Origin of the sequence: Pseudogemmobacter humi (assembly GCF_900609055.1) — a bacterium.
In the GTDB taxonomy this organism is placed as follows: Bacteria; Pseudomonadota; Alphaproteobacteria; order Rhodobacterales; family Rhodobacteraceae; genus Pseudogemmobacter; species Pseudogemmobacter humi.
Window position 1 is genome coordinate 30905 of record NZ_UXAW01000051.1, and the last position, 22952, is coordinate 53856.

The 22952-nt window shown below is 67.3% G+C and carries 26 protein-coding genes and 1 tRNA gene; 3 read left to right on the top strand and 24 right to left on the bottom strand.

Annotation, left to right across the window (positions count from 1 at the left end; translation table 11 throughout):
* Positions 1-41 precede the first annotated feature (41 nt).
* The 4 genes from XINFAN_RS06395 to XINFAN_RS06410 all read right to left on the bottom strand — a co-directional run bounded on the left by XINFAN_RS06395 (position 42) and on the right by XINFAN_RS06410 (position 3433).
* The gene (locus XINFAN_RS06395) at positions 42-254 is read right to left on the bottom strand and encodes a hypothetical protein (protein WP_124085661.1); all 213 of its coding nucleotides are present in this window, start codon (positions 252-254) and stop codon (positions 42-44) included.
* Entirely contained in the window at positions 251-811 is a 561-nt protein-coding gene (locus XINFAN_RS06400) for a hypothetical protein (protein ID WP_124085662.1), read from the bottom strand. The genes XINFAN_RS06395 and XINFAN_RS06400 overlap by 4 nt, the downstream gene beginning before the upstream one ends.
* A gap of 7 nt (positions 812-818) precedes the next feature.
* Positions 819-2012, bottom strand: coding sequence for an ADP-forming succinate--CoA ligase subunit beta (sucC, locus tag XINFAN_RS06405; RefSeq protein ID WP_124085663.1), 1194 nt, complete (start codon positions 2010-2012; stop codon positions 819-821).
* A 215-nt stretch (positions 2013-2227) separates the two neighbouring features.
* Entirely contained in the window at positions 2228-3433 is a 1206-nt protein-coding gene (locus XINFAN_RS06410) for a hypothetical protein (protein ID WP_124085664.1), read from the bottom strand.
* A 698-nt stretch (positions 3434-4131) separates the two neighbouring features.
* Between XINFAN_RS06410 and XINFAN_RS06415 the strand changes: the two genes are divergently transcribed.
* A tRNA-Lys gene (locus XINFAN_RS06415) sits at positions 4132-4207 on the top strand.
* A 135-nt stretch (positions 4208-4342) separates the two neighbouring features.
* Here XINFAN_RS06415 and XINFAN_RS06420 read toward each other — a convergent pair.
* Together XINFAN_RS06420 and XINFAN_RS06425 are read right to left on the bottom strand one after the other, a co-directional pair.
* Positions 4343-4615, bottom strand: a complete 273-nt coding sequence (locus XINFAN_RS06420) for a hypothetical protein (protein ID WP_124085665.1) — start codon at positions 4613-4615, stop codon at positions 4343-4345.
* 39 nt (positions 4616-4654) lie between these two features.
* Positions 4655-5800, bottom strand: a complete 1146-nt coding sequence (locus XINFAN_RS06425; protein ID WP_124085666.1) for an alpha-D-ribose 1-methylphosphonate 5-triphosphate diphosphatase — start codon at positions 5798-5800, stop codon at positions 4655-4657.
* Between the two features lie 104 nt (positions 5801-5904).
* Here XINFAN_RS06425 and XINFAN_RS06430 point away from each other — a divergent pair, with 104 nt between their 5' ends.
* Positions 5905-6576: a DUF1045 domain-containing protein gene (locus tag XINFAN_RS06430; protein WP_354002128.1), complete on the top strand. Its 672-nt coding sequence runs from the start codon at positions 5905-5907 to the stop codon at positions 6574-6576.
* Here the strand turns inward: XINFAN_RS06430 and phnN are convergent.
* From phnN to phnG, 7 genes are read right to left on the bottom strand one after another with little or no spacing between them, the layout of a single operon-like run.
* Positions 6558-7082: a phosphonate metabolism protein/1,5-bisphosphokinase (PRPP-forming) PhnN gene (gene phnN / locus XINFAN_RS06435; RefSeq protein ID WP_124085668.1), complete on the bottom strand. Its 525-nt coding sequence runs from the start codon at positions 7080-7082 to the stop codon at positions 6558-6560. The two genes, XINFAN_RS06430 and phnN, sit on opposite strands and share 19 nt — an antisense overlap.
* Positions 7079-7762 (bottom strand): phosphonate C-P lyase system protein PhnL, encoded by a 684-nt coding sequence (gene phnL, locus XINFAN_RS06440; RefSeq protein WP_124085669.1) that lies wholly within the window; start codon positions 7760-7762, stop codon positions 7079-7081. The genes phnN and phnL overlap by 4 nt, the downstream gene beginning before the upstream one ends.
* Before the next feature lie 4 nt (positions 7763-7766).
* Complete coding sequence (gene phnK / locus XINFAN_RS06445) at positions 7767-8543, bottom strand: phosphonate C-P lyase system protein PhnK (RefSeq protein ID WP_435530858.1); 777 nt, start codon at positions 8541-8543, stop codon at positions 7767-7769.
* 5 nt (positions 8544-8548) lie between these two features.
* The gene (locus tag XINFAN_RS06450) at positions 8549-9439 is read right to left on the bottom strand and encodes an alpha-D-ribose 1-methylphosphonate 5-phosphate C-P-lyase PhnJ (protein ID WP_124085671.1); all 891 of its coding nucleotides are present in this window, start codon (positions 9437-9439) and stop codon (positions 8549-8551) included.
* A 33-nt stretch (positions 9440-9472) separates the two neighbouring features.
* A complete protein-coding gene (locus XINFAN_RS06455; protein WP_124085672.1) occupies positions 9473-10564 on the bottom strand; it encodes a carbon-phosphorus lyase complex subunit in 1092 nt (363 codons plus the stop codon).
* Positions 10564-11133, bottom strand: a complete 570-nt coding sequence (gene phnH / locus XINFAN_RS06460) for a phosphonate C-P lyase system protein PhnH (protein WP_124085673.1) — start codon at positions 11131-11133, stop codon at positions 10564-10566. Before phnH ends, XINFAN_RS06455 begins: the two co-directional genes overlap by 1 nt.
* Positions 11130-11579, bottom strand: coding sequence for a phosphonate C-P lyase system protein PhnG (phnG, locus tag XINFAN_RS06465; protein WP_435530857.1), 450 nt, complete (start codon positions 11577-11579; stop codon positions 11130-11132). The genes phnH and phnG overlap by 4 nt, the downstream gene beginning before the upstream one ends.
* A gap of 112 nt (positions 11580-11691) precedes the next feature.
* Between phnG and phnF the strand changes: the two genes are divergently transcribed.
* A complete protein-coding gene (gene phnF / locus XINFAN_RS06470) occupies positions 11692-12402 on the top strand; it encodes a phosphonate metabolism transcriptional regulator PhnF (RefSeq protein WP_124085675.1) in 711 nt (236 codons plus the stop codon).
* Here phnF and XINFAN_RS06475 read toward each other — a convergent pair.
* From XINFAN_RS06475 to XINFAN_RS06525, 11 genes are all read right to left on the bottom strand, one after another.
* Entirely contained in the window at positions 12393-13010 is a 618-nt protein-coding gene (locus XINFAN_RS06475; protein ID WP_124085676.1) for an LbetaH domain-containing protein, read from the bottom strand. The two genes, phnF and XINFAN_RS06475, sit on opposite strands and share 10 nt — an antisense overlap.
* A 1-nt stretch (position 13011) precedes the next feature.
* A complete protein-coding gene (phnE, locus tag XINFAN_RS06480) occupies positions 13012-14340 on the bottom strand; it encodes a phosphonate ABC transporter, permease protein PhnE (protein WP_124085677.1) in 1329 nt (442 codons plus the stop codon).
* Positions 14341-14343: 3 nt separating this feature from the next.
* The gene (gene phnE / locus XINFAN_RS06485; RefSeq protein ID WP_124085678.1) at positions 14344-15222 is read right to left on the bottom strand and encodes a phosphonate ABC transporter, permease protein PhnE; all 879 of its coding nucleotides are present in this window, start codon (positions 15220-15222) and stop codon (positions 14344-14346) included.
* 61 nt (positions 15223-15283) lie between these two features.
* Positions 15284-16180: a phosphonate ABC transporter substrate-binding protein gene (phnD, locus tag XINFAN_RS06490; RefSeq protein WP_124085679.1), complete on the bottom strand. Its 897-nt coding sequence runs from the start codon at positions 16178-16180 to the stop codon at positions 15284-15286.
* Positions 16181-16216: 36 nt separating this feature from the next.
* Positions 16217-17035 carry a phosphonate ABC transporter ATP-binding protein gene (phnC, locus tag XINFAN_RS06495; protein ID WP_124085680.1) on the bottom strand — a complete coding sequence of 273 codons (819 nt, stop codon included), beginning with the start codon at positions 17033-17035 and terminating at the stop codon, positions 16217-16219.
* Positions 17036-17123: 88 nt separating this feature from the next.
* On the bottom strand, positions 17124-18032 hold the full coding sequence (locus XINFAN_RS06500; protein WP_124085681.1) for a lysophospholipid acyltransferase family protein: 909 nt from the start codon (positions 18030-18032) through the stop codon (positions 17124-17126).
* Positions 18025-19278: an alpha-D-ribose 1-methylphosphonate 5-triphosphate diphosphatase gene (locus tag XINFAN_RS06505; RefSeq protein ID WP_124085682.1), complete on the bottom strand. Its 1254-nt coding sequence runs from the start codon at positions 19276-19278 to the stop codon at positions 18025-18027. Before XINFAN_RS06505 ends, XINFAN_RS06500 begins: the two co-directional genes overlap by 8 nt.
* A complete protein-coding gene (locus XINFAN_RS06510) occupies positions 19275-19943 on the bottom strand; it encodes a class I SAM-dependent methyltransferase (RefSeq protein ID WP_233352147.1) in 669 nt (222 codons plus the stop codon). Before XINFAN_RS06510 ends, XINFAN_RS06505 begins: the two co-directional genes overlap by 4 nt.
* Positions 19940-20734 carry a phosphonate ABC transporter, permease protein PhnE gene (phnE, locus tag XINFAN_RS06515; RefSeq protein WP_124085683.1) on the bottom strand — a complete coding sequence of 265 codons (795 nt, stop codon included), beginning with the start codon at positions 20732-20734 and terminating at the stop codon, positions 19940-19942. The genes XINFAN_RS06510 and phnE (XINFAN_RS06515) overlap by 4 nt, the downstream gene beginning before the upstream one ends.
* The gene (locus XINFAN_RS06520) at positions 20731-21531 is read right to left on the bottom strand and encodes a phosphonate ABC transporter ATP-binding protein (protein WP_199286376.1); all 801 of its coding nucleotides are present in this window, start codon (positions 21529-21531) and stop codon (positions 20731-20733) included. The genes phnE (XINFAN_RS06515) and XINFAN_RS06520 overlap by 4 nt, the downstream gene beginning before the upstream one ends.
* 4 nt (positions 21532-21535) lie before the next feature.
* Complete coding sequence (locus tag XINFAN_RS06525; RefSeq protein ID WP_124085684.1) at positions 21536-22402, bottom strand: phosphate/phosphite/phosphonate ABC transporter substrate-binding protein; 867 nt, start codon at positions 22400-22402, stop codon at positions 21536-21538.
* Positions 22403-22952: the final 550 nt, after the last annotated feature.

Below are 22952 nucleotides of genomic sequence, written 5' to 3' on the forward strand. Positions count from 1 at the left end.
CCGCCGTGCCGCCGCCTCTGTTCCGATCCGTCACCCGGCCCTTACGGGCAGGTGATGGTGATGTCGCGCCCGTCCGTGCGGCCCGATTGCGCCCAGGCCGACTGTTCGGCGCAGACCCGCCCGGGTTCGTTCAGATCCTCGGCCCCTGATCCGGCGCAGCCCGCAAGCGCGAGCAGCAGGGTCAGGGCCGGGGCGGCAAGGGCCATCCGCATGGGGTGTTGTCCTTCGTTACGGGTGATACTGTTGAACGTCATTCTGCTGTCTCCCAGCTGAAGCGGACACCGCTGCTGCCGGGCGTCTCGCAGACCGGGTCGTTGCCCGACGAGGTGAGTTCCGCCACCAGCCCGGGCTTCAGTTCGGTCAGCGGGCAGTCGCCGCCTGGCTGCTGCACCGGTTTCGACTGATATCCCGCCGCCGCGACCACGCCGTTCAGGACGATGCGCGCCGCGTCGGTGCCGGTGCCTTCGTCCAGCACCATGCAGAACCCGTCCACATCCTGGATCATCGCGAACTGGCGGCGGTCGGGGCCGGTGAACTCCACGACGCCCATTTCCGGCTCTGCGATCCGGTCCCATCCGGCGCCGGTGAAAATCGCATCGGTCTTCGCGCTGTCGCCGTCACCCGCGAGGCAGGCGGCATAGGCAGCACCCAGCCGGGCCTGCGGATCGGAGCCGGCCAGATCCGCCAGCAGGGGATCGAGGCCACCCGAGCCCTGGGCGCAGAGCGGCGCGGCGGCCAGCGCAGCCAGCAGCCCGAGGATGCCGCGCGCGGCCCCCTGACGCCCCTTGCTGCCGGTGACGCGCCGCATCATGGCCCGCTCAGCCCTTTACCGCCCTGACGATCTTCTGCGCCGCATCCGACAGGTCGTCGGCGGCGATCACGTTCAGACCGCTGTCGTTGATGATCTTCTTGCCCAGTTCCACATTGGTGCCTTCCAGACGCACCACCAGCGGAACCTGGAGACCGACCTCTTTCACCGCGGCGATCACGCCCTCTGCGATGATGTCGCAGCGCATGATGCCGCCGAAGATGTTCACCAGGATGCCTTTGACGTTCGGGTCAGAGGTGATGATCTTGAAGGCCTCGGTCACCTTCTCTTTGGTGGCGCCGCCGCCCACGTCGAGGAAGTTGGCCGGTTCCGCGCCGTAGAGCTTGATGATGTCCATCGTCGCCATGGCAAGGCCCGCGCCGTTCACCATGCAGCCGATCTCGCCATCCAGCGCGATGTAGTTCAGATCGAACTTCGACGCGGCGAGTTCTTTCGGGTCTTCCTCGGTCTCGTCGCGCAAAGCTGCGATGTCGGGATGGCGGTAGATCGCATTGCCGTCGAAGCCCATCTTGGCGTCGAGCAGTTTCAGGCTGCCGTCCTTCAGCACGCAGAACGGGTTGATCTCCAGCATGTCCATGTCCTTGTCCATGAACAGCTTGTAGAGGTTCTTCACGATGCCGACGCATTGCTTGACCTGCGCGCCCTTCAGTTGCAGCGCGAAGGCGACGCGGCGGCCGTGGAAATCCTGCAATCCGGTGGCCGGATCGACGGTGATCGTCAGGATCTTCTCGGGGGTCGAATGCGCGACCTCTTCGATATCCATCCCGCCCTCGGTCGAGGCGACGATCGAGACGCGGCTGGTCTTGCGGTCGATCAGCAGCGCCAGATACAACTCCCGCTCGATATCCGAACCGTCTTCGATATAGATGCGGTTCACCTGCTTGCCGGCCGGGCCGGTCTGCACGGTCACAAGGGTGCGGCCCAGCATCTGGCGGGCGAATTCCGCGGCTTCCTCGACCGATTTCGCAAGGCGCACGCCGCCCTTCTCGCCGGCCTCGGCCTCAACGAACGAGCCCTTGCCGCGGCCCCCGGCGTGGATCTGCGACTTCACCACCCAGAGCGGTCCGTCCAGCTCGCCCGCCGCGGTCTTGGCCTCTTCGGCTTTCAGCACGACCCGCCCGTCGGAAACCGGGATGCCGTATGAGCGAAGAAGCGCCTTGGCCTGATATTCGTGGATGTTCATGGGGCGGTTCCGTATCCGGTGATGAATTCGGCGCTCTTCTGGCACGGAAATGCGCATAAGCAAAACAAAAGCACCGCCCCGGGGGCTTTCCCGGCGAAATTCCCCGCTTTGTGATCACGATTTTTCTGCGCGTGATCACAGTTGGAAAGCTGTGATCACTTATGCCGGCGGCGGGTTTCCGAAAGGGTGATTCGCCCGCCGCCGGTCAGCAGCGGTCAGTTGAAGAATACCGCGAAAAGAACCGCTTCGCCCTGCATCAGCCGCTCGAAATCGCTCCATGCCTGGCCCGACATGATCCTGCCCTTTTCGGCATAGGGCAAAAGCGCCTCGCCCTGGATCATTCCCACCAGATCCACCGGCGGCGGATCGTCGAACAGTTTCTTCAGGCTGATCCCGGCCTCGGCGCCGTAGCGCCAGTGCGGCATCAGGATCTCGCCTTGCAGAAGTTGTTCGGCCTCGGCCAGCACGCCCTGCCAATGGGCGATGGTCCCCGGCGGCAGCCGGATGCCAAGGGCCGAGGTCTGGCCCTCGTTCGGCACCCATTCGCGGTCGTCGTCGGTCTCGGCCATGACCAGGGTCCAGAACCGGCGGTTGGCGGCGATCACCGCCTGAAAATCGGTGTAGGCGCTGGCGGCCAGGGCGGCGTCGGGCTTCTGTTCCAGAGCCTTGAGGATGATCGCGATCCGGTCGACCTGTTTGCCGAACATCATATCCCAGGCGTTCGGCGGCGGCGTGTCGCCCCAGAGCGCGTGCATCTGCTCCGTCGCGTTCAGAATGCGGTCTGCGGCTTCGGCCGGGCCATAGGCAAGCGCCAGTTTCGACAGGCCGCCCAGCAGATGGCTGTAGGCCTCCAGCCAGGCCGCGTCCGAGCCGTCGAAGCGGATCACCACCTGGCCGGGCGCCGCCGCCCCCATGCCGCGCAGGCCGAGCGCGATTCCGGCGACCTCGGTCAGATCCTCGCCCGGATCGCGTGCGCCGTTCGCGTTGATGTCGAACCACAGATCGGCGAGGTCGATCTCCAGCCCGAAATCCCCGTCGATCCGGCCGAGGGGCTCGCGGGCGGCTTCCATCCGGTCTGAGACGCCTTGCAGCATCGCCTCCAGATCGGCGCCGGTGAAGGGGCGGGGCGAGGGATTGGCCGGGATCGGCAGCCGCAGGATCGGCAGTTCCGACCAGTCGGCTTCCAGCCCGGTCTGCCAGCGCAGTTGCAGCGCCTGCTCGATCCCGCCCAGGAACCGCAGCCCGGCGGCAGCGAACAACTCTTCCGGCGATGGCGCGGGCAGATCCGAGAGCCGCGCTGCGGTGGCGGCGATCCCGCTCGTGCCGATCTCGCGCGAGAGGGCCAGAGGATCGGCCTGCCCCGAAGCGGGAAGGACGGCGAAGGCGGTGGCCAGAACGGGGGCCAGCAACAGGCGGCGCATGGGGAAACCTCACAGATGTATGGGATAAGGATGGTTGGCCCGCCCCCGCGGGTCAAGCCGGACCCGAGGCAAGAAAATCCTCCCTCCCCGTAAGGGTGGCGGCGCCGGTTTGTGCGGCCCGGCCATTCCATCGCCTCCTGCGCGACCCGGAGCATGATGGCGGGATACTGCCGGGTCATGTTTCGTGAAACAGGGCTTTGACCGGCAAGGCGCCGGATCTTGCCGGTCAGGAGCAGGAACGCAGCCACCCCTCTTCCCGTCGGCCCCGGCCGTTTCACCGCCGAGGATGCCGCTTTCTTCGCCCGGCAGGCCGGGGTTGCGTCCACTCCCATGCGCAGAGCTTGCCTGAACATCTGGATTTCCGACAGGACACAGCGCAGGCCGGACCTCTTCTCACCCGATCCGGCGCGGTGGCGTCCTTGCCCCCTGCTCCTCCGCGCTCCGGCGCTGATCGCCGTTCTGGCCGGGCAGAAGGTAAAGCCCCCTGCAAGGTCGATCTGACGACTTTTCTGGCCGCGAACATGACAAGGAGGCCGGTTCCCGGCCCCGGGTTGCCCTTCGCAACGCCACCGCCGATCCGTTTCGCACCGCGCGGCACGCCCGGCCCGGGGCGGAATAATCGCGCCGAAGTTTTCGTGAAGAAATCAATGCGCGAGGGGTTGACGCTCTGACTCACCTTCCTTAAACGCTCTCGGCGTGGGCCCGTAGCTCAGTTGGTAGAGCAACTGACTTTTAATCAGTGGGTCACAGGTTCGAATCCTGTCGGGCTCACCACTATTTTTCTGCAAAAACAGTCGCTTATAGGCGCACCGCAACGGGATCGGCGCATGTCGTGAACTGCGAAAATGTTTAGCGCAAGACTGTGCGGAACTGGCGAGCCAGCGCAATTCACTGACTCGCCCTGTATGATCACGGATCAGGGCCCGGGCGCAGGCGCTTCCTGCACCATGCCCCGCCCTTCTTACCCTGCCCGGCGTGAGCGTTCACTTCGTCAGGCCGCAGGATGTAACAGATGGGCGAATCCGAGTTGGCGCGGATGGTGATAACCCACCCGTCCGACCGCAGAGTCGCGATGTTGAGGCCGAGCGGGACTGTCGCCCGCTTGCTGAGCGCCACCTCGCGGACTGGCGAATAGCCGATGTCGAAGATGAGCCGGGCAAAGTCATACTGCTCGGAAGCCACCAATCTCTCAGCGTGACAGGGGCGAGGACCAACGTGACTTCAGGCGACACGACGTCCCTGGACCCAGACGCCGCGCACAGATTCGGCATTGCTGACCCTGGAAACGCGGACCAGGTCCGCTCTTGCATCCAGCTCGATCTTTCCGCGATCCGACAGGCCGACAGCCTCTGCGGGGGCCGCCGTGACGGTCGCGACACCACGGGAGAGGTCGCCCCAGAGGTCGCCGAGCATCAGCGCCGCCGAGAGGAGCGACGATGGCACGTAGTCGGAGGAGATGATTTCCAGAAGCTCGGCCTCGGCCAGATCGGCGGCGGCGACATTGCCGGAATGGCTGCCGCCGCGGATCAGGTTCGGCGCACCCATCATCACCTTGATGCCGTGTTCTTTGCAGGCTCGGGCCGCCTCGACGGTGGTGGGAAACTCGGCGAACTGCACGCCATGCCCGGCCGAGCGGATGACATGCGAGACTTCCGTGTCGTCATGGCTGGCCAGAACCGCGCCATACCGGCGGGCGGCCGAGACGGCCGCGGCTTCGTGGATGGCGCCGTGGCGGGCGGACAATGCCTTCTGCGTGGCGACATGGGTCTCGAATTCGGCATCGCTGATGCCGTGCTTCCCCATGACATACCTGCGCAGCTGCGTCAGGTCGCGGAACTGCCGCTCACCCGGCGTGTGGTCCATAAGGCTGACGATGCCGATCCGGTCCTCGGGGCCGAACTTGTCCAGCTCTCCGACCAGGGTTTCCGAGCAGACCTCGGCGCGGAGATGCAGGAAATGGCTGATCTTCAGCGCACCAGCGGTCCGCAGGCCCAGGATCTCGTCGGCCAGCGCCCGGGCATATTCGCCATAGTTAGCCCTGGCATTCGACACGACGGATCCGACGCGCAGGGCGTCGAAGACCGTGGTGATCCCGACGCTGGCGAGCTCTGCGTCATGCGCGATGATTGCGGCAGCATGGGGCCAGTCGACCTTGGGGCGAGGTTCGATGTGTCGCTCCAGGTTGTCCGTGTGCAGTTCGATGAGACCGGGCATCAGCAGGTCGCCGCCGCAATCCTCGGCGCCGCGGGGCAGATCGCTGCCTTGGGCGATTTCCGCGATCCTGCCGTCCAGGATCCGCACCTGCCCGCGCAGGATCTCGCCCGGAAGGACCAGGGCGGCGTTGGCAAGGATGGTTTCGCTGGTCATGTTGTCCTCGATTGGCTTGCGACCCGCAGCGGGATGGCCTCTGCTGACATGGTCCCGTCACACCGGCGTGACAAAATCCCGCTACCCCAGCCCGAATGGACAAGATGAAGCGTTACGCCGTCTATTACTCCCCGCGCGAGCCGACCTTTGCCTGCCGGGCCAACGAATGGCTGGGCCGCGATCCGGCCACCGGCCAGGCTCTGCCGCAGCCGGTGCTGGCGGGCGTCGGCGACCCCCATACCCTGACCTCCGAGCCAAGGCGCTACGGGTTCCACGGCACGCTCCGCGCGCCCTTCCGCCCCGCCGGGGGCGTGAGCGGGGAGATGATCCTCGACCGTGTGGCAATGCTTGCCGCGCGGCTGGCGCCGGTGGTCTGCGAGGGGTTGCGGCTTGAGATCCTGCACGGGTTTCTGGCGCTGACCCCGGTCGGCTGCAAGGCGGCACTGTCCAACTTCGCGGCAAGGGTGGTCGAAGGAACCGACGATTTGCGCGCGCCCCTGACCGAGGCCGAAATCGCCCGGCGCCACCCGGAACGTCTCTCGCCCCGCCAGCGTCAGCTTCTGGACCGCTGGGGCTATCCGCATGTGATGGAGGAGTTCCGCTTCCACCTTACGCTGACCGACCGGCTCGACCATCCCGAACCCGTCCGCGAGGCGCTGGAAACCCACTTTGCCCCCGTGCTGCCCAGGCCCTTTGCGATCGAGGATCTCTGCCTGTTTGGCGAGGACCCTTCGGGCCGCTTCCACCTTCTCCACCGCTACGCCCTCACCGGCTGAAGCAAGGTAAGCAGCCGCGCGATGCCGTCCTCGGGTAAGCCGTCGTTCACCACTGTTTGGAAGGCGATCCCCTCGGGCATCCCGAAAGCAGCACGGGAGAGACGCTCGCGGATGTCATCTGCTCTCTCGCGCCCCCGCGTGGCAAGGCGTGCGGCCAGGACAATGGCAGGCGCGGTGACAAGGATGACGCGGAGGCCGGGAAAAACCGCCGCCGCCCGAGGCAGGACAGCGCGGCTGCCATTGAAGATCACATCGCCGGGGCCGTCCGCCTGGTCCCTCGGGATGCCGTAGGACAGGCCGTGCGCCTCCCAGGTCAGGGCGAAGTCGCGGCGCGCCCGGCGGTATGCGAATTCGGCGGGGGTGACCCCCTCGAAATCCTCACCCCCGGCCTCTGTCGGACGGGTGATGACCCGGCGGACAAGGTGCAGGTCGGGCCGGGCCGCAAGCGCACCGCGGATCAGCGTGTCCTTCCCCGCGCCCGATGGTCCAACGATGGCGAAGATCATGCCGCCGCCCGCGGGGTGAAACCGGTCACATCGACCAGCCGGTCGCAGACCCGGGCACGGGCGCCCTCGTCGTGGAAGATGCCCAGGATCGCTGCGCCGCGGGCCCTGGCCTCTTCGATCAGGGTCAGGACGACCTCACGGTTGGCGGCGTCGAGGCTGGCGGTGGGCTCGTCCAGAAGCAATGCCGGAAAGGCATGGGCGAAACCGCGGGCGATATTCACCCGCTGCTGCTCGCCACCCGAGAAGGTGGTGGGCGAAAGCGACCACAGCCGTTCCGGGATGTTCAGCCGTTGCAGCAGACAAGCCGCACGCTCGCGTGCCGGTTCGGCCGGGGTGCCTATTGCCAGGAGCGGTTCTGCCACCACGTCCAGCGTCGGCACACGGGGGACTACACGCAAGAACTGGCTGACATAGCCCAGGGTATGGCGGCGGAGCGCGATGATCTGGCGCGGTTCTGCCCGAACCACGTCGAGATCCCCGACCACAAGCCGCCCGCCCGCGGCCAGGTAGTTGCCGCAGACCATCCGCATCAGGGTGGATTTCCCCGCGCCGGACTGGCCGGTCAGGCCGACACATTCCCCCGGATTCACAGCCAGGGCGGCCCCGGCCATCACCGGGATGACGGCGCCGCCCTGGTTGTGAAGCGTGAAGGACTTCGACAGGTTCTCGATGCGGATCATGGGCTTACACCTGAAGGACAGAGGAGACGAGAAGCTGCGTATAGGCGTGCTGCGGATCGTCGAGCACCTGATCGGTCAGGCCCTGCTCCACCACCCGGCCCGATTTCATCACCATCAGCCGGTGCGCCAGCAGCCGCACAACGGCGAGGTCGTGGGTCACGATGATGACCGACAGGCCGAGGTCCCGCACCAGCCCGCGCAGAAGGTCCAGAAGCCGCGCCTGCACACTGACATCGAGGCCCCCTGTGGGCTCGTCCATGAACACCAGCCGCGGCGAGGTGACGAGGTTCCGCGCGATCTGCAACCTCTGCTGCATCCCCCCCGAGAAAGCCGAGGGCCGGTCATCCACCCGGTCGGCGGCAATCTCGACCCTGCCCAGCCAGTCCACGGCCTTGCCGCGGATCTGCCCATAGTGCCGCGCCCCCACCGCCATCAGCCGCTCGCCGACGTTGCCGCCCGCGCTGACACCCATGCGCAGCCCGTCGCGCGGATTCTGGTGGACATAGGCCCAGTCGGTGCGGCCAAGCCGCCGGCGCTCGGTCTCTGCCATCGCCAGCACGTCACGGCCGTCGTAGCTGACGCGACCAAGGTCCGCCCGCTGGTGGCCCGCAAGGCAGGACAGCAGCGTGGACTTGCCCGACCCGCTTTCGCCGACGATGCCCAGCACCTCGCCCGGGTAGAGATCGAAGGACACGTCGGCACAGCCGATCCGCGGCCCATAACGCCTGGTCAGCCCCTCGACCTTCAGCAAAGGCTGGTCGGTGGCAGCCACCTTCTCCATCACCGTCATGCCGCACCCTCCGGCTCGGGCGCCCAGAGACGCCCCTTCATGCCCCGCGCCCGTCGCCCGGCGCAGTAATCAGTGTCCGAGCAGACGAACATCCGCCCGCCCTGGTCGTCGGTGATCACCTCATCCAGATAGCTGTCCTTCGCACCGCAGAGGTCGCAGTCGTGTGGCGCCTTCGAGGTCTCGAACGGATGGTCGTCGAAATCCAGGCTCACCACCCCGGTCCATGGCGGCAGGGCGTAGATCCGCTGCTCGCGCCCTGCGCCGAACAGCTGGATCGCCGGGCTGCCGGAAAGTTTCGGATTGTCGAACTTCGGAATCGGCGATGGGTCCATGACATAGCGCCCCTCCACCTTCACCGGATAGGCATAGGCGGTCGCGATCTGACCATGCCGCGCGACATCCTCGTAAAGTTTCACATGCATCAGCCCATATTCCTCAAGCTCGTGCATCTTCCGCGTCTCGGTCTCGCGGGGTTCCAGAAAGCGCAGGGGTTCGGGGATCGGCACCTGGAAGACCAGGATCTGGCCTTCGGTCAGCGGCGTTTCGGGTATGCGGTGGCGGGTCTGGATGACGGTCGCCTCGCCCGTCGCCCCGGTGGTCGCAACCCCGGCGGTGCGCTGAAAGAAGCGGCGGATCGAGACGGCGTTCGTCGTATCGTCCGCCCCCTGGTCGATGACCTTCAGCCGGTCCTCGGGCACAAGGCAGGCCGCCGTTACCTGCACCCCGCCGGTGCCCCAGCCATAGGGCATCGGCATCTCGCGGCTGGCGAAGGGCACCTGACAACCCGGCACCGCGATGCCCTTCAGGATCGCCCGGCGGATCATGCGCTTGGTCTGCTCGTCGAGATAGGCGAAATTGTAAGCGTCCTGCGGCGAAAGGTCAGACATGGCAATTGCCCCCGTGAAGGATGGTGCGGCAGGTCATTCCGCCGCCTCCTGCATCGCCTGGGCCTCGGCCCGCAGCTTGCGGACCAGTTCCAGCTCGGCCTGGAAGTCGACGTAATGCGGCAGCTTGATATGTTCGAGGAACCCGGTGGCCTGGATGTTGTCGCAGTGCATCAGGACGAACTCCTCGTCCTGCGCCGGGGCGCCGGTGAAGTCCTCGCCCAGCTCCTGCCAGCGCAATGCCCGGTCCACCAGGCTCATCGCTATGGCCTTGCGTTCGGACTGGCCCGGCACCAGCCCATAGCCGCGGGTGAACTGCGGCGGTTCGGTCTTCGAGCCCCTGAACTGGTTCACCGTCTCACATTCGGTCAGCTCGATCTCGCCGATCCCGACCGCGAAGCCCAGCTCGGGGATATCGACCTCGACCGCCACGCGGCCGATCCGCAGCTCGCCCACGAAGGCATGGGTGCGGCCATAGCCGCGCTGTGTGGAATAGGCCATCGACAGGACGAACCCCTCGTCCGCGCGCGCCAGGGCCTGCAACCGCAGCGCCCGGCCGGCTGGAAGCTCCATCGGCTGGCGGGTCAGGTCTGGCGGCGGGGTATCGTCGGGTGAGGCGGCTTCGATCAGTCCGTCCCGGTTCAGGAAGCCGGTGACATGCGGGACATGCGCCGTGGGGGACGCCCCGGTCGTGGGGGCGCCAGGGGCAGGCGCACCGCCCTCGGCCATCAGCGCAAAATCCAGAAGCCGGTGCGTGTAGTCGAAGGTCGGGCCCAGCACCTGTCCGCCCGGCAGGTCCTTGAAGGTCGCGCTGATCCGCCGGTCGATCACCATGGCACCAGTGTCCACCGGCCGCGATGCGGCCAGCCGCGGCAGGGTGGTGCGATAGGCGCGGATCAGGAAGACCGCCTCGATCAGGTCGCCCCGCGCCTGCTTGATCGCCAGCGCCGCAAGGTCGGGATCGTAGAGCGAACCCTCGGCCATCACCCGGTTCACCGCGAGCCGCATCTGCTCGCGGATCTGGGGGATCGTCAGCTCCGGCACCGAAGGATCGCCCCGGCGCTCCTCGGCCAGCCACTGATGCGCATTGTCGATGGCGCGTTCGCCACCCTTCACGGCCACATACATCAGATCGCCTCCACGCGGGTGGACCGGGGCAGGCCGGCGATGCGGTCGCCGGCGGTGAAAAGCGTATCGAAGCCCAGCGGGAACAGCGCCCGGTTGGCGCGGAAGGCCGCGGTTTCGGGCAGGTTCAGCCAGGTTGCCGCCCCGATCCCCGGGCCGGTCAGCGCAGGGCCGTGGTTGACCAGCCGGTCGCATTCCACGATCAGCGTGGCCGAACGGTCGGGATAGTCGGGCTGGCCGATCCGGAAGCGCGAGACTGGTTGCAGCGCCTCCCAGGGGCCAACCGCAAAATCCGCGTCTTCGGCCTTGGCCAGCGGCGCGCCGATGTGGAAGGCCACCCAGTCGCGCACGGCAGGGCAGTCGGCCTCGCCCGCGAGGTGCAGGCGTGTCGTCGGGTCGGTAAGGACCAGAAGCGCCACGCCTGCCGCGATGGACAGGGGGGCGGGCGGTGTCGCCCCCTGGACCCGCCGGATCGTGCCCGGGCGCGCCATCGCTTCCAAAATCTCGCGGAAGGCGCGGGCGGACTGGACGGGGGCCTCGGCGAATCCGCCCTCAAGCGCGTCAGCGATCATTCGTCCTCTCCCCGGACCATGGTGAAGAAATCGACTTTTGTGCCTGCGGCCTTCGCAGCGCGGATCGCACGGGCGGCCCCGGCTTCGGCCTCCAGCGGCTGAAGCACCCGCGACATCAGGTCGGAGGCCCGGTCGGTCTGCATCAACGCATCCACTGCCGCCGCCCGCAGCGCATGGCCCTTGTCGCGGCCCTGCACCCAGGCATGCCCCACTTCGCCCGAGACCAGCCGGACCGAGGCCCGCGTGACCGTCATCTCGCCAAGGTTGAAGGCCGCGCCGGTCGCCCCGACCCGCCCCCGCACCATCACCGCGCCGATCTCGGGCTGGCGAAGAACAGTATGCACGGGAAGGTCCGGCACAAGCGCAGCCAGCCGCACCGGCGAAGCCTTGGCAAGCGCGGCCATCCAGGTCTTGCGGGCCAGAGGTGGGGCGTCGGTCATTTTCATCTCGACAGGTTAAGGGGGTTGTCTAGAATACTAGACAACTATACAAATAATACCTGACAGTGGGCCATCGGCCAACCGGAGAGTTGTGAATTTTTCATGACGGGATAAGCCCTTGAAGGAAGCCATCTGGTCCGCCATCGCGGCGGCGCTGACCGAAGAGATCGCCGCTGGTCACTACCGCCCCGGCGACAGGCTGCCGACCGAGGCGACGCTGGCGGCCCGGTTCGGGGTAAACCGCCACACCGTCCGCCATGCGCTGGCCGCGCTGGCCGAGCGTGGCCTCGTCCACTCCCGGCAGGGCGCAGGGGTCTTCGTGGCTCCGCGGCCGACTGACTATCCGCTGGGTCGGCGGGTCCGCTTTCACCAGAACGTGCTTGCGGCCGGGCAGACCCCCTCGCGCCGCATCAACAGGGCTGAGACGCGCCCCTGCGATCCCGGGGAAGCCAGAATCCTTCGTCTGAAGCCGGGCGATGCGGTGCATGTGGTCGAGGGCGTGTCCCTGGCGGATGATCAACCGATTGCGGCCTTCCGGTCGGTGTTTCCGGCCGCCCGGTTTCCGGGTCTGCTGGCCTCGGTCCGCGAGACGGGCTCGATCACCCGCTCCCTCGCAGACGCGGGGCTCACCGACTACACCCGCGCCGAGACGCGGCTGACGGCGCAGCTTGCCGATCCGGTGCTGGCGGTGGCACTGGCAGTGCGGCCAGGCGCGCCGGTCATGCGGACGGTGGCGGTGAACGTGGATCCGGCCGGGGCGCCGGTAGAGCTGGGCACGACCTGGTTCGCGGGCGAGCGGGTCACGCTGACGGTGGCGGATCAGCCCTGATATTTTTCCAGGAAGGCCTCGGCCCTCAGGCTGCGGAAGTCGATCAGCGCAGCCCGCAGCCGGTCGTGGCTCCAGTCCCACCAGGCCAGTGCCAGCAGCCGGTCGGCGATGCCTGCCGCAAAGCGGCGGCGCAGCGGCTGAGCGGGGATCCCGGCCATGATCATGTAGGGAGCCACGTCCCTGGTCACCACCGCGCCCGAGGCGATGACGGCGCCGGCACCGATGGTGACCTCCGGTTTCACGATCACCCCGTGCCCGAGCCAGCAGTCGGGGCCGAGCACGGTGCGGCGGCCGGCGCGGTGGGCCATGAATTCGGCATCGTCGGCGATGTCGTCCCAGTAATGGGTCGAGCGGTAAAGGAAATGGTGCAGGCTGGCGTTCGCCATCGGATGATCGGTCGGACCGATCCGGGTCATCGCGGCGATGTTGGCGAACTTGCCGACGCTGGTGTTGGCGATGTCGGACAGCCGGTCGCAATAGGCATAGTCCCCGAAGCCGGAGTTCAGGACGCGGCTGCCCTCGCCCACCTCGCACCAGGCGCCGAAAGTCGAGTTGACGATCAGGCAGCCGGGGTGGACCAGCGGTTCGGTGGCGGAAAGCTTCGGCATCTTACGCCCCCTTGATCAGCCTGCGCCGCAGCCAGCCCGAGAGGCTGTCCATCAGCATGACCATCAGCACGATGAGGACCATGTAGTAGGCCACCTCTTCCCAGTCCTTCTGGGTGTTGATCGCCTGGGTCAGCAAAAGCCCGATCCCGCCGCCAACGATGGCGCCGATGACGGTGGCGCTGCGGGTGTTCGATTCCAGATAGTACAGGATCTGGGACAGCAGCACCGGCGTCACCTGTGGGATCACGCCGAACCGGGCGCGCTGCAGGCCGTTGGCGCCGGTGGACCGGATCCCCTCGACCTGCTTGTCGTCGATGTTTTCCAGCGCTTCCGAGAAGGTCTTGCCGAAGGTGCCGGAATCGGTGATCGCGATGGCGATGGCGCCCGTCATCGGCCCCGGGCCAAAGGCACGGCTGAGGATGATGGTCCAGATCAACCCGTCCACCCCGCGGATGAAGTCGAAGACCCGGCGGGCGACAAAGCGCAGCGGGCCGAGCGGGTTGAAGTTCCGCGCGGCGAGAAAGCTCAGCGGCAGGGCCACCAGCGCGGCCGACATGGTGCCCAGGAAGGCCATGAGGATCGTCTCGAAGATTGCCCAGGCCACGTCTCCGTGCCGCCACATCTTGTTGGTCCAGAACTCGCGGGCCATGTAGCCGAGGTTCGTCCGCGCGGGGTCGATCCGGTCGGCGGTCGTGGCCAGCGCCAGAAGCTCGCCCCAGGACTTGCCGTAGAACGGGCTGTCGAGGGTGAAGAACCAAAGCTCCCAGCCCGGCTCGTATCGGAAGGTCTCGACCTTCGAGCGCGAGTAGCTGAAGCGCCCGGCCGCGGTGGTGGCCGAGACCTTGTTTTCCGACACGCTGATCCAGTCGGGGATCGGCCGGGGCGCGGTGAGGACAGGCTTGCCGCCCTCGGGCCGGATGTCGAGGGTGCCGTAGCCGGGCACGACATAGCGCGCGCCCCGGTCGTCGTAGGTGACGACATGGCCCCCGCCGAGGTCGATGGTGGTGACATTGCCCGCAATGCCCACCCATTCCGGCACCATGCCCTCGGGATAGGTGCCCTTGGCCTCGCCCTCGATGGCGATGGTGACGCGGCCGGTGCGGTTGTCGCGGGTGACATGGGTCTTGTGCGACCAGAAGTCGCCCAGAAGGATCGCGGCATTTTCAAAGCGGGCGCGCTGCACCAGACCCGTGATATCGAAGCTGACCGCGGCATAGACCAGATAGACCAGGATCACCGTGGGGATCGCGAAGGCGATGCGGCGGCCGGCGGCGAAGCGGCGGGTGACCGTCTCGGCAAGTGCGGGTGCGGGTGCGGGCAACGCGGTCATGGTTCAGTTCCCCCTGACCAGCTTGTGGCGGCAGCGGTCGGAAACCTGGTCAATCAGGACGATGGTCAGGAACAGCAGTGCGAAGATGGCGACAACTTCGTCATAGCGGCCCTGCCCCCATTGCATCGCGATCTTCAGGTCGTGGCCGATGCCGCCTTCGCCGACGAAACCCAGGATGGCCGAGGCGCGGACGTTGATCTCGAACCGCAGCAGCGCATAGGACAGCCAGTTCGGCGCAACCTGGGGGATGACGCCCAGCCACATGCGCTGGCCCCAGCTGGCGCCGACCGAGGCCAGCCCCTCGACGGGCTTCAGGTCAGCATTCTCGGCCACCTCAGAGAACAGTTTGCCCAGGGCACCGCCGGTGTGCAGCGCAATGGCGATGACGGCAGGCACCGGGCCGCCGCCCAGGATATAGATCAGCACCAGCGCGACGACGATCTCGGGGATCGCCCGCAAGGCATCCATCGCGCGGCGGAAAAGCGGGATCAGGCGCGGCCAGCGTGCAAGGCCCCGCGTGGCCAGAAGCGACAACGCCATCGCGGCCATCGCCCCCGTCAGCGTGGCGACCGCGGCAATGTTCAGCGTCTCGATCAGGGCGGGGATGTGATCGCGGAAGATCGCAGGCAGAAGCGCCCGCTTCTCCCAGGCCTCGGCCAGGACTTCGGCGGGAAAGTCGAACAGCTGGCCCAGGCCACCGAGGAACCCGCCTGCATTGCGGTCCTCGGCCAGCCGCCAGCCCGAGGCCATAAGGGCCACGAAAACGACCAGCAGGATGCCGCCATACATCCGCTTGCGCCGGACCAGGTCCAGATAAGCAGCTTGCGGGTCGACAAGATTGGGGCGGCGGCCCGGTTCGGGACCGAAGGCGACATCGACCATGGGATCATCCAGGGGAAAGGCCCGGACCCCCGGGGAGCGGCGGGGTCCGGGAGGGGCAGGATCAGGTGCCTTCCTGCATCTTGCGGGCGGCGATTATGCCGTCGTAGTCCGAGTGTTTGACCGGAACGAAGTCCCTGGCCTCGCCGGCGGCGACGGAATAGGCACATTCCGGGTCGGTTTCCCACAGGTCGGCGGTCAACCGGGTGACCTTGTCCTTCACATCCTGCGGCAGAGCCTTGCGCAGGACCATCGGGCCTTCCGGGATCAGCGCCGAGCGCCAGATCTCGACCAGGTTCGACATGTCCACGAGACCTGCATCGGCGGCCTTGCGGAAGGCGCCGGAGTTGTAGCCGTCTTCCCAGTTGCCCAGGCCGTCGGCCCAGCTGACGCCCGCATCGAAATCGCCGTTGGCAACGCCGACGATAGTCTGTTCATGCCCGCCGGACATCTTCACTTCGCCGAAATAGGACTTCAGGTTGCCATATTCAGCCGCCAGTTCGGCGCCGGGGACCAGGTAGCCCGAGGTCGAGTTGGGGTCGGCGAAGGCGAAGACCTTGCCCCTGGCGTCTTCCATTGAGGTGATGCCGGTGTCCCTGCGGGTGAAGCCGATCGAATAGTAGCCGGTCGAACCATCCACGTTCTGCTTGGTCAGCCTGACTTCTACCGCTTCCGGATCGGTCAGATAGATCTTGGCATAACCCGAAGCTCCGAGCCAGGCATAGTCCAGTGTGCCGCCCAGCAGGCCCTGGATCACGCCGTCATAGTCGGCGGGGGTGAACAGCTTGACCGGAACGCCCAGTTCCGCCTCGATCCTGACGCGCAGGCACTCGTTCGAGGTCAGGCGATCCTGGGCGTTCTCGCCCCCGAGGATTCCGATGTTGAATTTCCTGATCTCCTGCGCGGTCGCGGCAGAGGCCAGGATCGCGGTCAGGACGGTTGCGGTCAGCAGCTTTTGCATGGGGTCTCCATGAGGTTGAGGCCGGGGTGGCCGGGATCACGACAGCATCAGGTCGGCATAGGTGCCGTCTGCCGTGGTATCGGCGGGGAGGGAGGTCGAGGTCGCCGCCTCGTTGAAGCCGGCGTCAGCGCCGTAGATGTCGCGGGCAACGCCCGTGGACAGCTGGTCCGGGGTGCCGTCGAAGACGATCCGGCCGTCGCGCATCCCGATGACACGGTCGCAGTAGCGTCGCGCGGTGTCGAGCGTGTGCAGATTGGCGATGACCATGCGCCCGTCCTCTGCGTTGATGCGCTTCAGCGTGTCCATGACGACCTGGGCGTTCATCGGATCGAGGCTGGCGATGGGTTCGTCGGCGAGAATGATCTTCGGGTCCTGCATCAGCGCCCGGGCAATGGCGACGCGCTGCTGCTGGCCACCCGAGAGCGCCTCGGCGCGCTTGGGCGCCTGTTCGGCGATGCCGAGACGGTCGAGGATCTCCAGCGCGCGCAGGATGTCGGCGCGGGGCCAGAAGTTGAACATGGTCTGAAGCGTCGTGCAGCGGTTCAGGATGCCGTGCAGCACGTTCGAGGCCACATCGAGCCGGGGCACGAGGTTGAACTGCTGGAAGATCATCGCGCATTGCGATTGCCAGGCGCGCGCCTCGGCCCCCTTCAGCGCCAGGACGTTGCGGCCGCCAACGCGGATCTCGCCCGAGGTGGCGTCGAGCAGGCGATTCATCATCCGCAGGAAGGTGGATTTACCCGCGCCCGAACGGCCGATGATGCCCACGAAGGCCGGGCTGTCGATGCGGAAGCTGATATTGTCGACCGCGGCCTTCTGGCCGAACATCCGCGTCACGCCCTGCACGTCCAGCATCGGTCTCTCTCGCCCCGTGGTCTGCGATAGTCCTACCGGGGGGATGTGACAGCCGTCCGAACCCTGGATGAACCTTGTATGACGCGGGCTACCATCTGATGTGGCGGGGCCAGACAAAAGTCTCGTCAGGGTCCCTGAGCGCCGGGTCCGCAAGCGCCATGCAGCGTCGCCGCAGTTCGGCCGCCACCCGGTCGCGGTCGAGCAGGCGCAGCTCTGCGGCCGGAACCGGCGCGCCGAGGCGCAGCTCGACCGGCTGGCCGATCCGGCGCCGGGTTTCATGGAAGATCAGCGCCACGCGCAGCGCATAAGAGGTGTGGCTGGCGATCTGGAACAGACGCGTGTTCTGCCCGGCGAAATGCACCGGAAGAGTGGTCACGCCGGGAATCGTTGCCAGCCGCCCGACGAAGGGGTGCCAGGCCGCATCCACCGCGCGGCCCCTCAGCGGCCGGTTCGCCGTGGCCACGCCGCCCGCGGGGAAGACGGCCACGACCTCGCCCGCCTGCAAAAGCGCGGCCGCGCGCCGCCGGGTCTCGACCGTCAGCCGCCGCGCTTCGGGTGTGCCCGAGAAATCGACGGGCAGGAGGTAGGGATCGACCTCGGGCACCCGGCAGAGCAGGCTGTTCGTCAGGATGCGCACATTGCCGCGCATCTGCATTCCCAGATGGCCGATGGCCAGCCCATCGATGACGCCGAAGGGATGGTTCGCCACAAGAAGAAGCCCACCCGATGCCGGCACCGCCTCCAGATGCCCGGCCCCTGCGGCAATCTGCGGGTCGATCCGCAGCTGGCGCAGCGCGGCCGAAAAGACCGGCATGCCCAGAGGCCGGTCGCACCATACCCAGTCGAGGTAGAGCCGCCGCAGCCTGCGCTGGCCGGTCAGCATTTCGACCGCGCGGATCAGGCTGCGGCGGAAGCGTGACTGGCCCGGGTGGGAACAGGTGAAGTCGATCTGCGGCGCGGCGGGAAGGCTGTCGAAATCGGCAAGCGCATCAAGCATTGGGGCCTCCTCCGAGGGCGGGTTCGGGTCGGCGGACGACGGGCAGGGCCGAATATCCGGGCCGGCCCGAAACCCAGGTGCGCAGGGGGGCCGGGGCCTGGCCTTCGGGCCAGTCGAGCAGAAGGAGGTCGGCGCGCAGCCCGGCGGCGATCCGCCCCCGGTCGGCCAGCCCCATCGCGCGAGCCGGATTCAGCGAAACGAGCGCCCACAGGACCGGCAGCGGTGCCACCCGGTCGGCGTGCAGCCGCACCATGGCCCCCAGCATGGCAGGGTAATAGTAGTCGGACGCCAGGATGTCGCACAGCCCGCGCGCGATCATCTGCGCGGCTCCGGGGCTGCCGAGGTGGCTGCCGCCGCGCATGGCGTTCGGTGCGCCCAGCACGATGGCATCGCCCGCCTCGCGCGCGGCAAGGAAGACGCGCTCGTGCATCGGGAACTCGGCCACCGTCGCGCCCAGCCCGCGATAGTATCTGCGGGTTTCGGCCTGGCTGTCGTCGTGGCTGAGCATCGGTGCCTTGTGCGTCCGGGCCAGCGCCGCCATGCGGGCGATATGGTCCGGGACCTCGGCGCGGCGGGCCCAGACCCTGTTGAGCAGCGCCACATAGTCCTCGGGCAGGATATGGGCGCGAAGGGCCTGGTCGGCCATCTTCTTCCGGAAGCGCGGTGCGTCGAAAGGGGTGACCGGATAGGGATCGATCTGGTCAAAGGGCCGGTCCTGAACTGCGACATCGGGGTGAAGGAGCATCGAGCTCGTATGGTCGTTGAAAGCCAGCGCCGGGCGATCGGCGCCAGCCAGGGCATGGGTGATCAGGGGTTCGGCCTCATGGCAGAAGGTTTCCCACCGCAGTTGCAGGCGGTTCTCGGCGGTGAGGCGGGGGCGGAGGCGTTCCAGTGCGCGGAGGATCCGCCAGCCGGTATCGACGCTGCGCAGACCGGGTTCCCAGGACAGGGTCAGCGCGTGATAGGCGGTGGCGATGCCGTTGGCGGCCAGCTGGCGGTCGGTCTCCAGCAAGGCGGTTTCCACAGGCACCATGACGCCGGGGCGCGGCATGACCTGACGCTCGAAGGCGTCGCCGTGCATATCGACGAAGGCCGGGGCCAGGATGCGCCCGCGCGCCGGGATGACGGCCGCGCCGTCGCGCGCAACATCGATGCCGGTGATCCGCCCGCCCTCGATGCGGACCGAGGCGATCTCGACCCGGTCGTCCAGGATGACGCGGGCGCCCTCGATCAACTCGGCGCTCATGCCAGACGCTCCGCCAGAAGATGCCAGGGCGATGAACCGGGCTTTTCATGCGGCCGGTCGAACAGCGCGAGAATCTCGACCCCCCGGAGCAGCGACAGAAGGTTGGCTGCGGTGCAGAAATAGTGTGGATGTCTCTTGTCGCCCGGTCCGTCGAAAACCCGGGTGTTGCGGCTGATCTCGCGGCAGGGGGCCTTCACCTGTTCCACCGGCAGGCGGCGGGCGGACAGCAGGGTTTCCATGAAGCTGCCGCCCGGGCGCAGGACGCGGGCAACCTCGGACAGGGCGCGGCGGACGACGGCTTCGCCACCGTGGCAGACGACGTTCCAGGCCAGCACTTGGTCGAAGCTGGTCGCCGCGAACGGCAGATTGGTCATCGGCGCCTGGACCACCTGGACGGGCACGGCCCGGGCGAAGGCGGCGGCGGCAATGGCGGCGGTCGCGGCCTCGGCGGCGTCCGGCGCTGTGACCTCGTGGCCCGGTTCGGCGAAGGCCAGTGCGTGGCGAACAATCGCGGCGCCGGGGTCCAGGACGCGCGATCCCTGTGGCAGGCCGCGGGCATGGTCCATCGCCCAGGGTTCCGGCACCGCCCGGGGCGAGGCATTGTCGGCCTCCTTCCACTCGGCGTTCCGGTAGTGGTGGGCCGTGTCGGTGACCATCCGGTTCATATCAGTTTCCTCCGAATCCAGCCCGAGCCCTGCTCGACGGCGATGACCAGCCCCAGCATCATCAGGATGATCGCCAGCGCCTCGTCGTAATTGAAAAGGTCGAAGGCGACCTTGAGGTCCACCCCGATGCCGCCCGCGCCGACAAGGCCCAGCGCGGCCGAGCCTCGCATCGATTTCTCAAGTGCGAACAGCGAGGTGGCGGTGAACGAGGGCATGCAGGCCGGGATCACGGCCGAGCCGATGATACCCAGCCGGCTGGCGCCGATGGCACGCAGCGCGTCCTGCGGGCCGGGGTCGGTCTCCTCCATCGCCTCGGCGAAGAAGCGGCCGGCGAAGCCGATCTTGTCGACCATGATCGCCATGACCCCCGCGGCGGGGCCGAGGCCCACGATGATGATGAAGACGATGGCCCATACGAGATCGGGCACGGTGCGGAACAGCGCGATCAGCGCCCGGGCAGCCTGACGGACCAGCGGGTGCGGCGACAGGCGGTCTGTGGCGAGGATCGCGAAGGGAAGCGCCAGGATCAGGCCCAGGAAACACCCCGCGACGGCCATCTGCAGGGTTTCCAGAAGCTTCCAGCCGATGGGCACGATGCATGTGAAGTCGGGCGGGAACATCCGGGTCAGAAGGCCCGAGGGTGCAAAGAGCCGGGCGATGCCGCTGCCAAGTTTGTCTGGCGCCGGGGCGGTGGCCGCGAGCGAGGTCACGACCAGCGTCAACACGGCCAGCAAGGCGGCATATTCCACCAGGCTGCGGTGCCGGAAGCGGGCGGGGGATTGGGAGATCATGCGGCCTCCGCATGATCGAAGAACTGCCGCAGGCCGGCGGCGTTGGCATGCCGGGTGGGCTGGTCCAGCGCGATCCGGCCGTTGGCGAGACCCAGGATACGGTCGGAAAAGCGCAGCGTGTGCTCCAGCCGGTGTGAGATGACCAGAAGCGACAGTCCCTCCTCGCGGACAAGACCCAGAAGCAGGGACATCACTTCTTCCCCTGTCTGTGGGTCAAGGCTGGCGTCCGGCTCGTCGGCCAGGATGAAGGCCGGGCGCTGCATCAGCATACGGGCGATGGCGACGCGCTGCTGTTGGCCGCCGGACAGGTTGTCGACGCGCAAAAGCGCGCGGTCGGCAAGGCCCACGCGGGCAAGGCAGGCCATCGCCTCGTTGCGCACCGCGGCGGGCGCCAGCGCCTGCGCCCAGGTGCGCGGGCCCGGGATCCGCGCCTGCGCGCCGTGGATCACGTTGGAAAGGGCGGACAGGCGGGGAACGAGATTGTGACGCTGCCAGACGATCCCGACCTCGGCCCGGAAGCGGCGCAGCCCTCGCGGAGTCAGGCGACACACATCGCGGCCGAGCATCCGGATCTCGCCGCCCGAGGGTTCGACCAGCCGGACAAGACAGCGCAAGAGCGTGGACTTGCCCGACCCGTTCGCCCCGATCAGCGCCGTCGCCTGGCCGGGGGCAAGCGTGAAGCTCAGGCCCTGCAACACCTTGCGGCCCGGAAAGTCCCTGGTCAGACCGGCCACGGCAAGGACCGGCTCCGCTACGGCGGATCCGGTCAGCGGCGGCGGAGAAAGCGGGGCGTTCACCGGCTTACTCACCGACGAATTCGGTAAACTCGGTGATGCCGAGGTTCCTGAACATCGCGCGCACCACGTCGTAGTCGGCGTCGGTCACCTTCGGGTTGAACCGGCCGCCGAGATATTTGGCGTTCTCTTCCGTGCGGGTCAGCGCCGCCAGGATCGCCTCTCCATTGTCAGCGAAGGTCTTGCGCACCTTTTCGACCACCTCGGGCGCCACCCTGGCCGAGGCGAGCAGGATGTCGTCCGGCAGTTGCGGACCCTTGGCCAGGACACGGAACTTCTGGTCGGGGAACTTGCCGGCGATACTGTCGATATGGGTGCGGTTCAGGCCGATCGCGGAGATTTCCCCCCTGATCAGCGCCTCGACCGCGACATTTCGGTTCAGGAACACCGGCTGGTAATCCACCCCGTAGGCCAGCCCCGCCCGGGTCAGCAGTTCCACCGGGCCGAGGTGCTGCGAGGTCGAGCCGATCTCGCCGAACGAGATCATCTGTCCTTTCAGGTCGGCGGGGGTCTTCACCGGGCTCTCGTCCAGCACGACGACCGTGGAATAGTAATCCGGCCGCACCCAGGTGACGACCGGCCGGGCATCGAGCCGCGCGTTGAACACCACATATTCCGAAGGGCCGGTCAGCACGAAGTCGACCTGGTCGGCGGCCATCGCCTCGACCGCGACGGTGCGGCCGGACACCGGGAAGAACTCGACCTTCAGGCCCGAGGCGGCTTCGAACGCCTCCTTGAATGGCCCCATCTCACGCTGCAGCGCTTCCATCCCGTCAATGTCGGTGACCGCAAAACGAATGGTGTCCTGGGCCACGGACTGGGTGGCCGTCGCAATGCCGATGGCCAGAAGGCCCGAGGCGAGAAGGTGTTTCATGGGGTGATGTCCTTTCAGGTCATTCTGAGAGGGCAGCTAACAGTCCTTGAGAACAACGACGCGACGGACAGGTTACAGGACTGCGACAGCTCCCCGACGGTCAACGTCATGCGAACTGGCGGCGTATCCCGGGATTGGCCATCTGATGCCTGCCTCGACAGCATCGCTGAAGGGCTGGCCTGTGGTGGTGGTCCGAACGGCAGCCATAGAGCGGGGTCCACCACATTTGAAATCCTGCCACCCGCACCACCCTTGCCCTGCCGGCCGAGGCGTCAGTTGACGCCATCCTGCGCCGCCTTGGTGTCCGGGCTGTCGCAATCACACCACTTGGGACCGCATCGCTGGCCGCTTTGGCAGCCAGTGATGCCTTGCAGCAGTTCACGCGTCTGGCTTCGGAGCGCCGGCTTCAGCGTGCTGCCGAGATCCTTGGCGTCGATCCCGAAACCGCTGAAGGGCTCCTTGCGGCAATGGCCCACGAACTGGTGCAGGAAGCGGTCCTTTCCGGTCTCGGATCAAGTTTGCCGAAATCGGTTGAGGCGGCACAGATTGC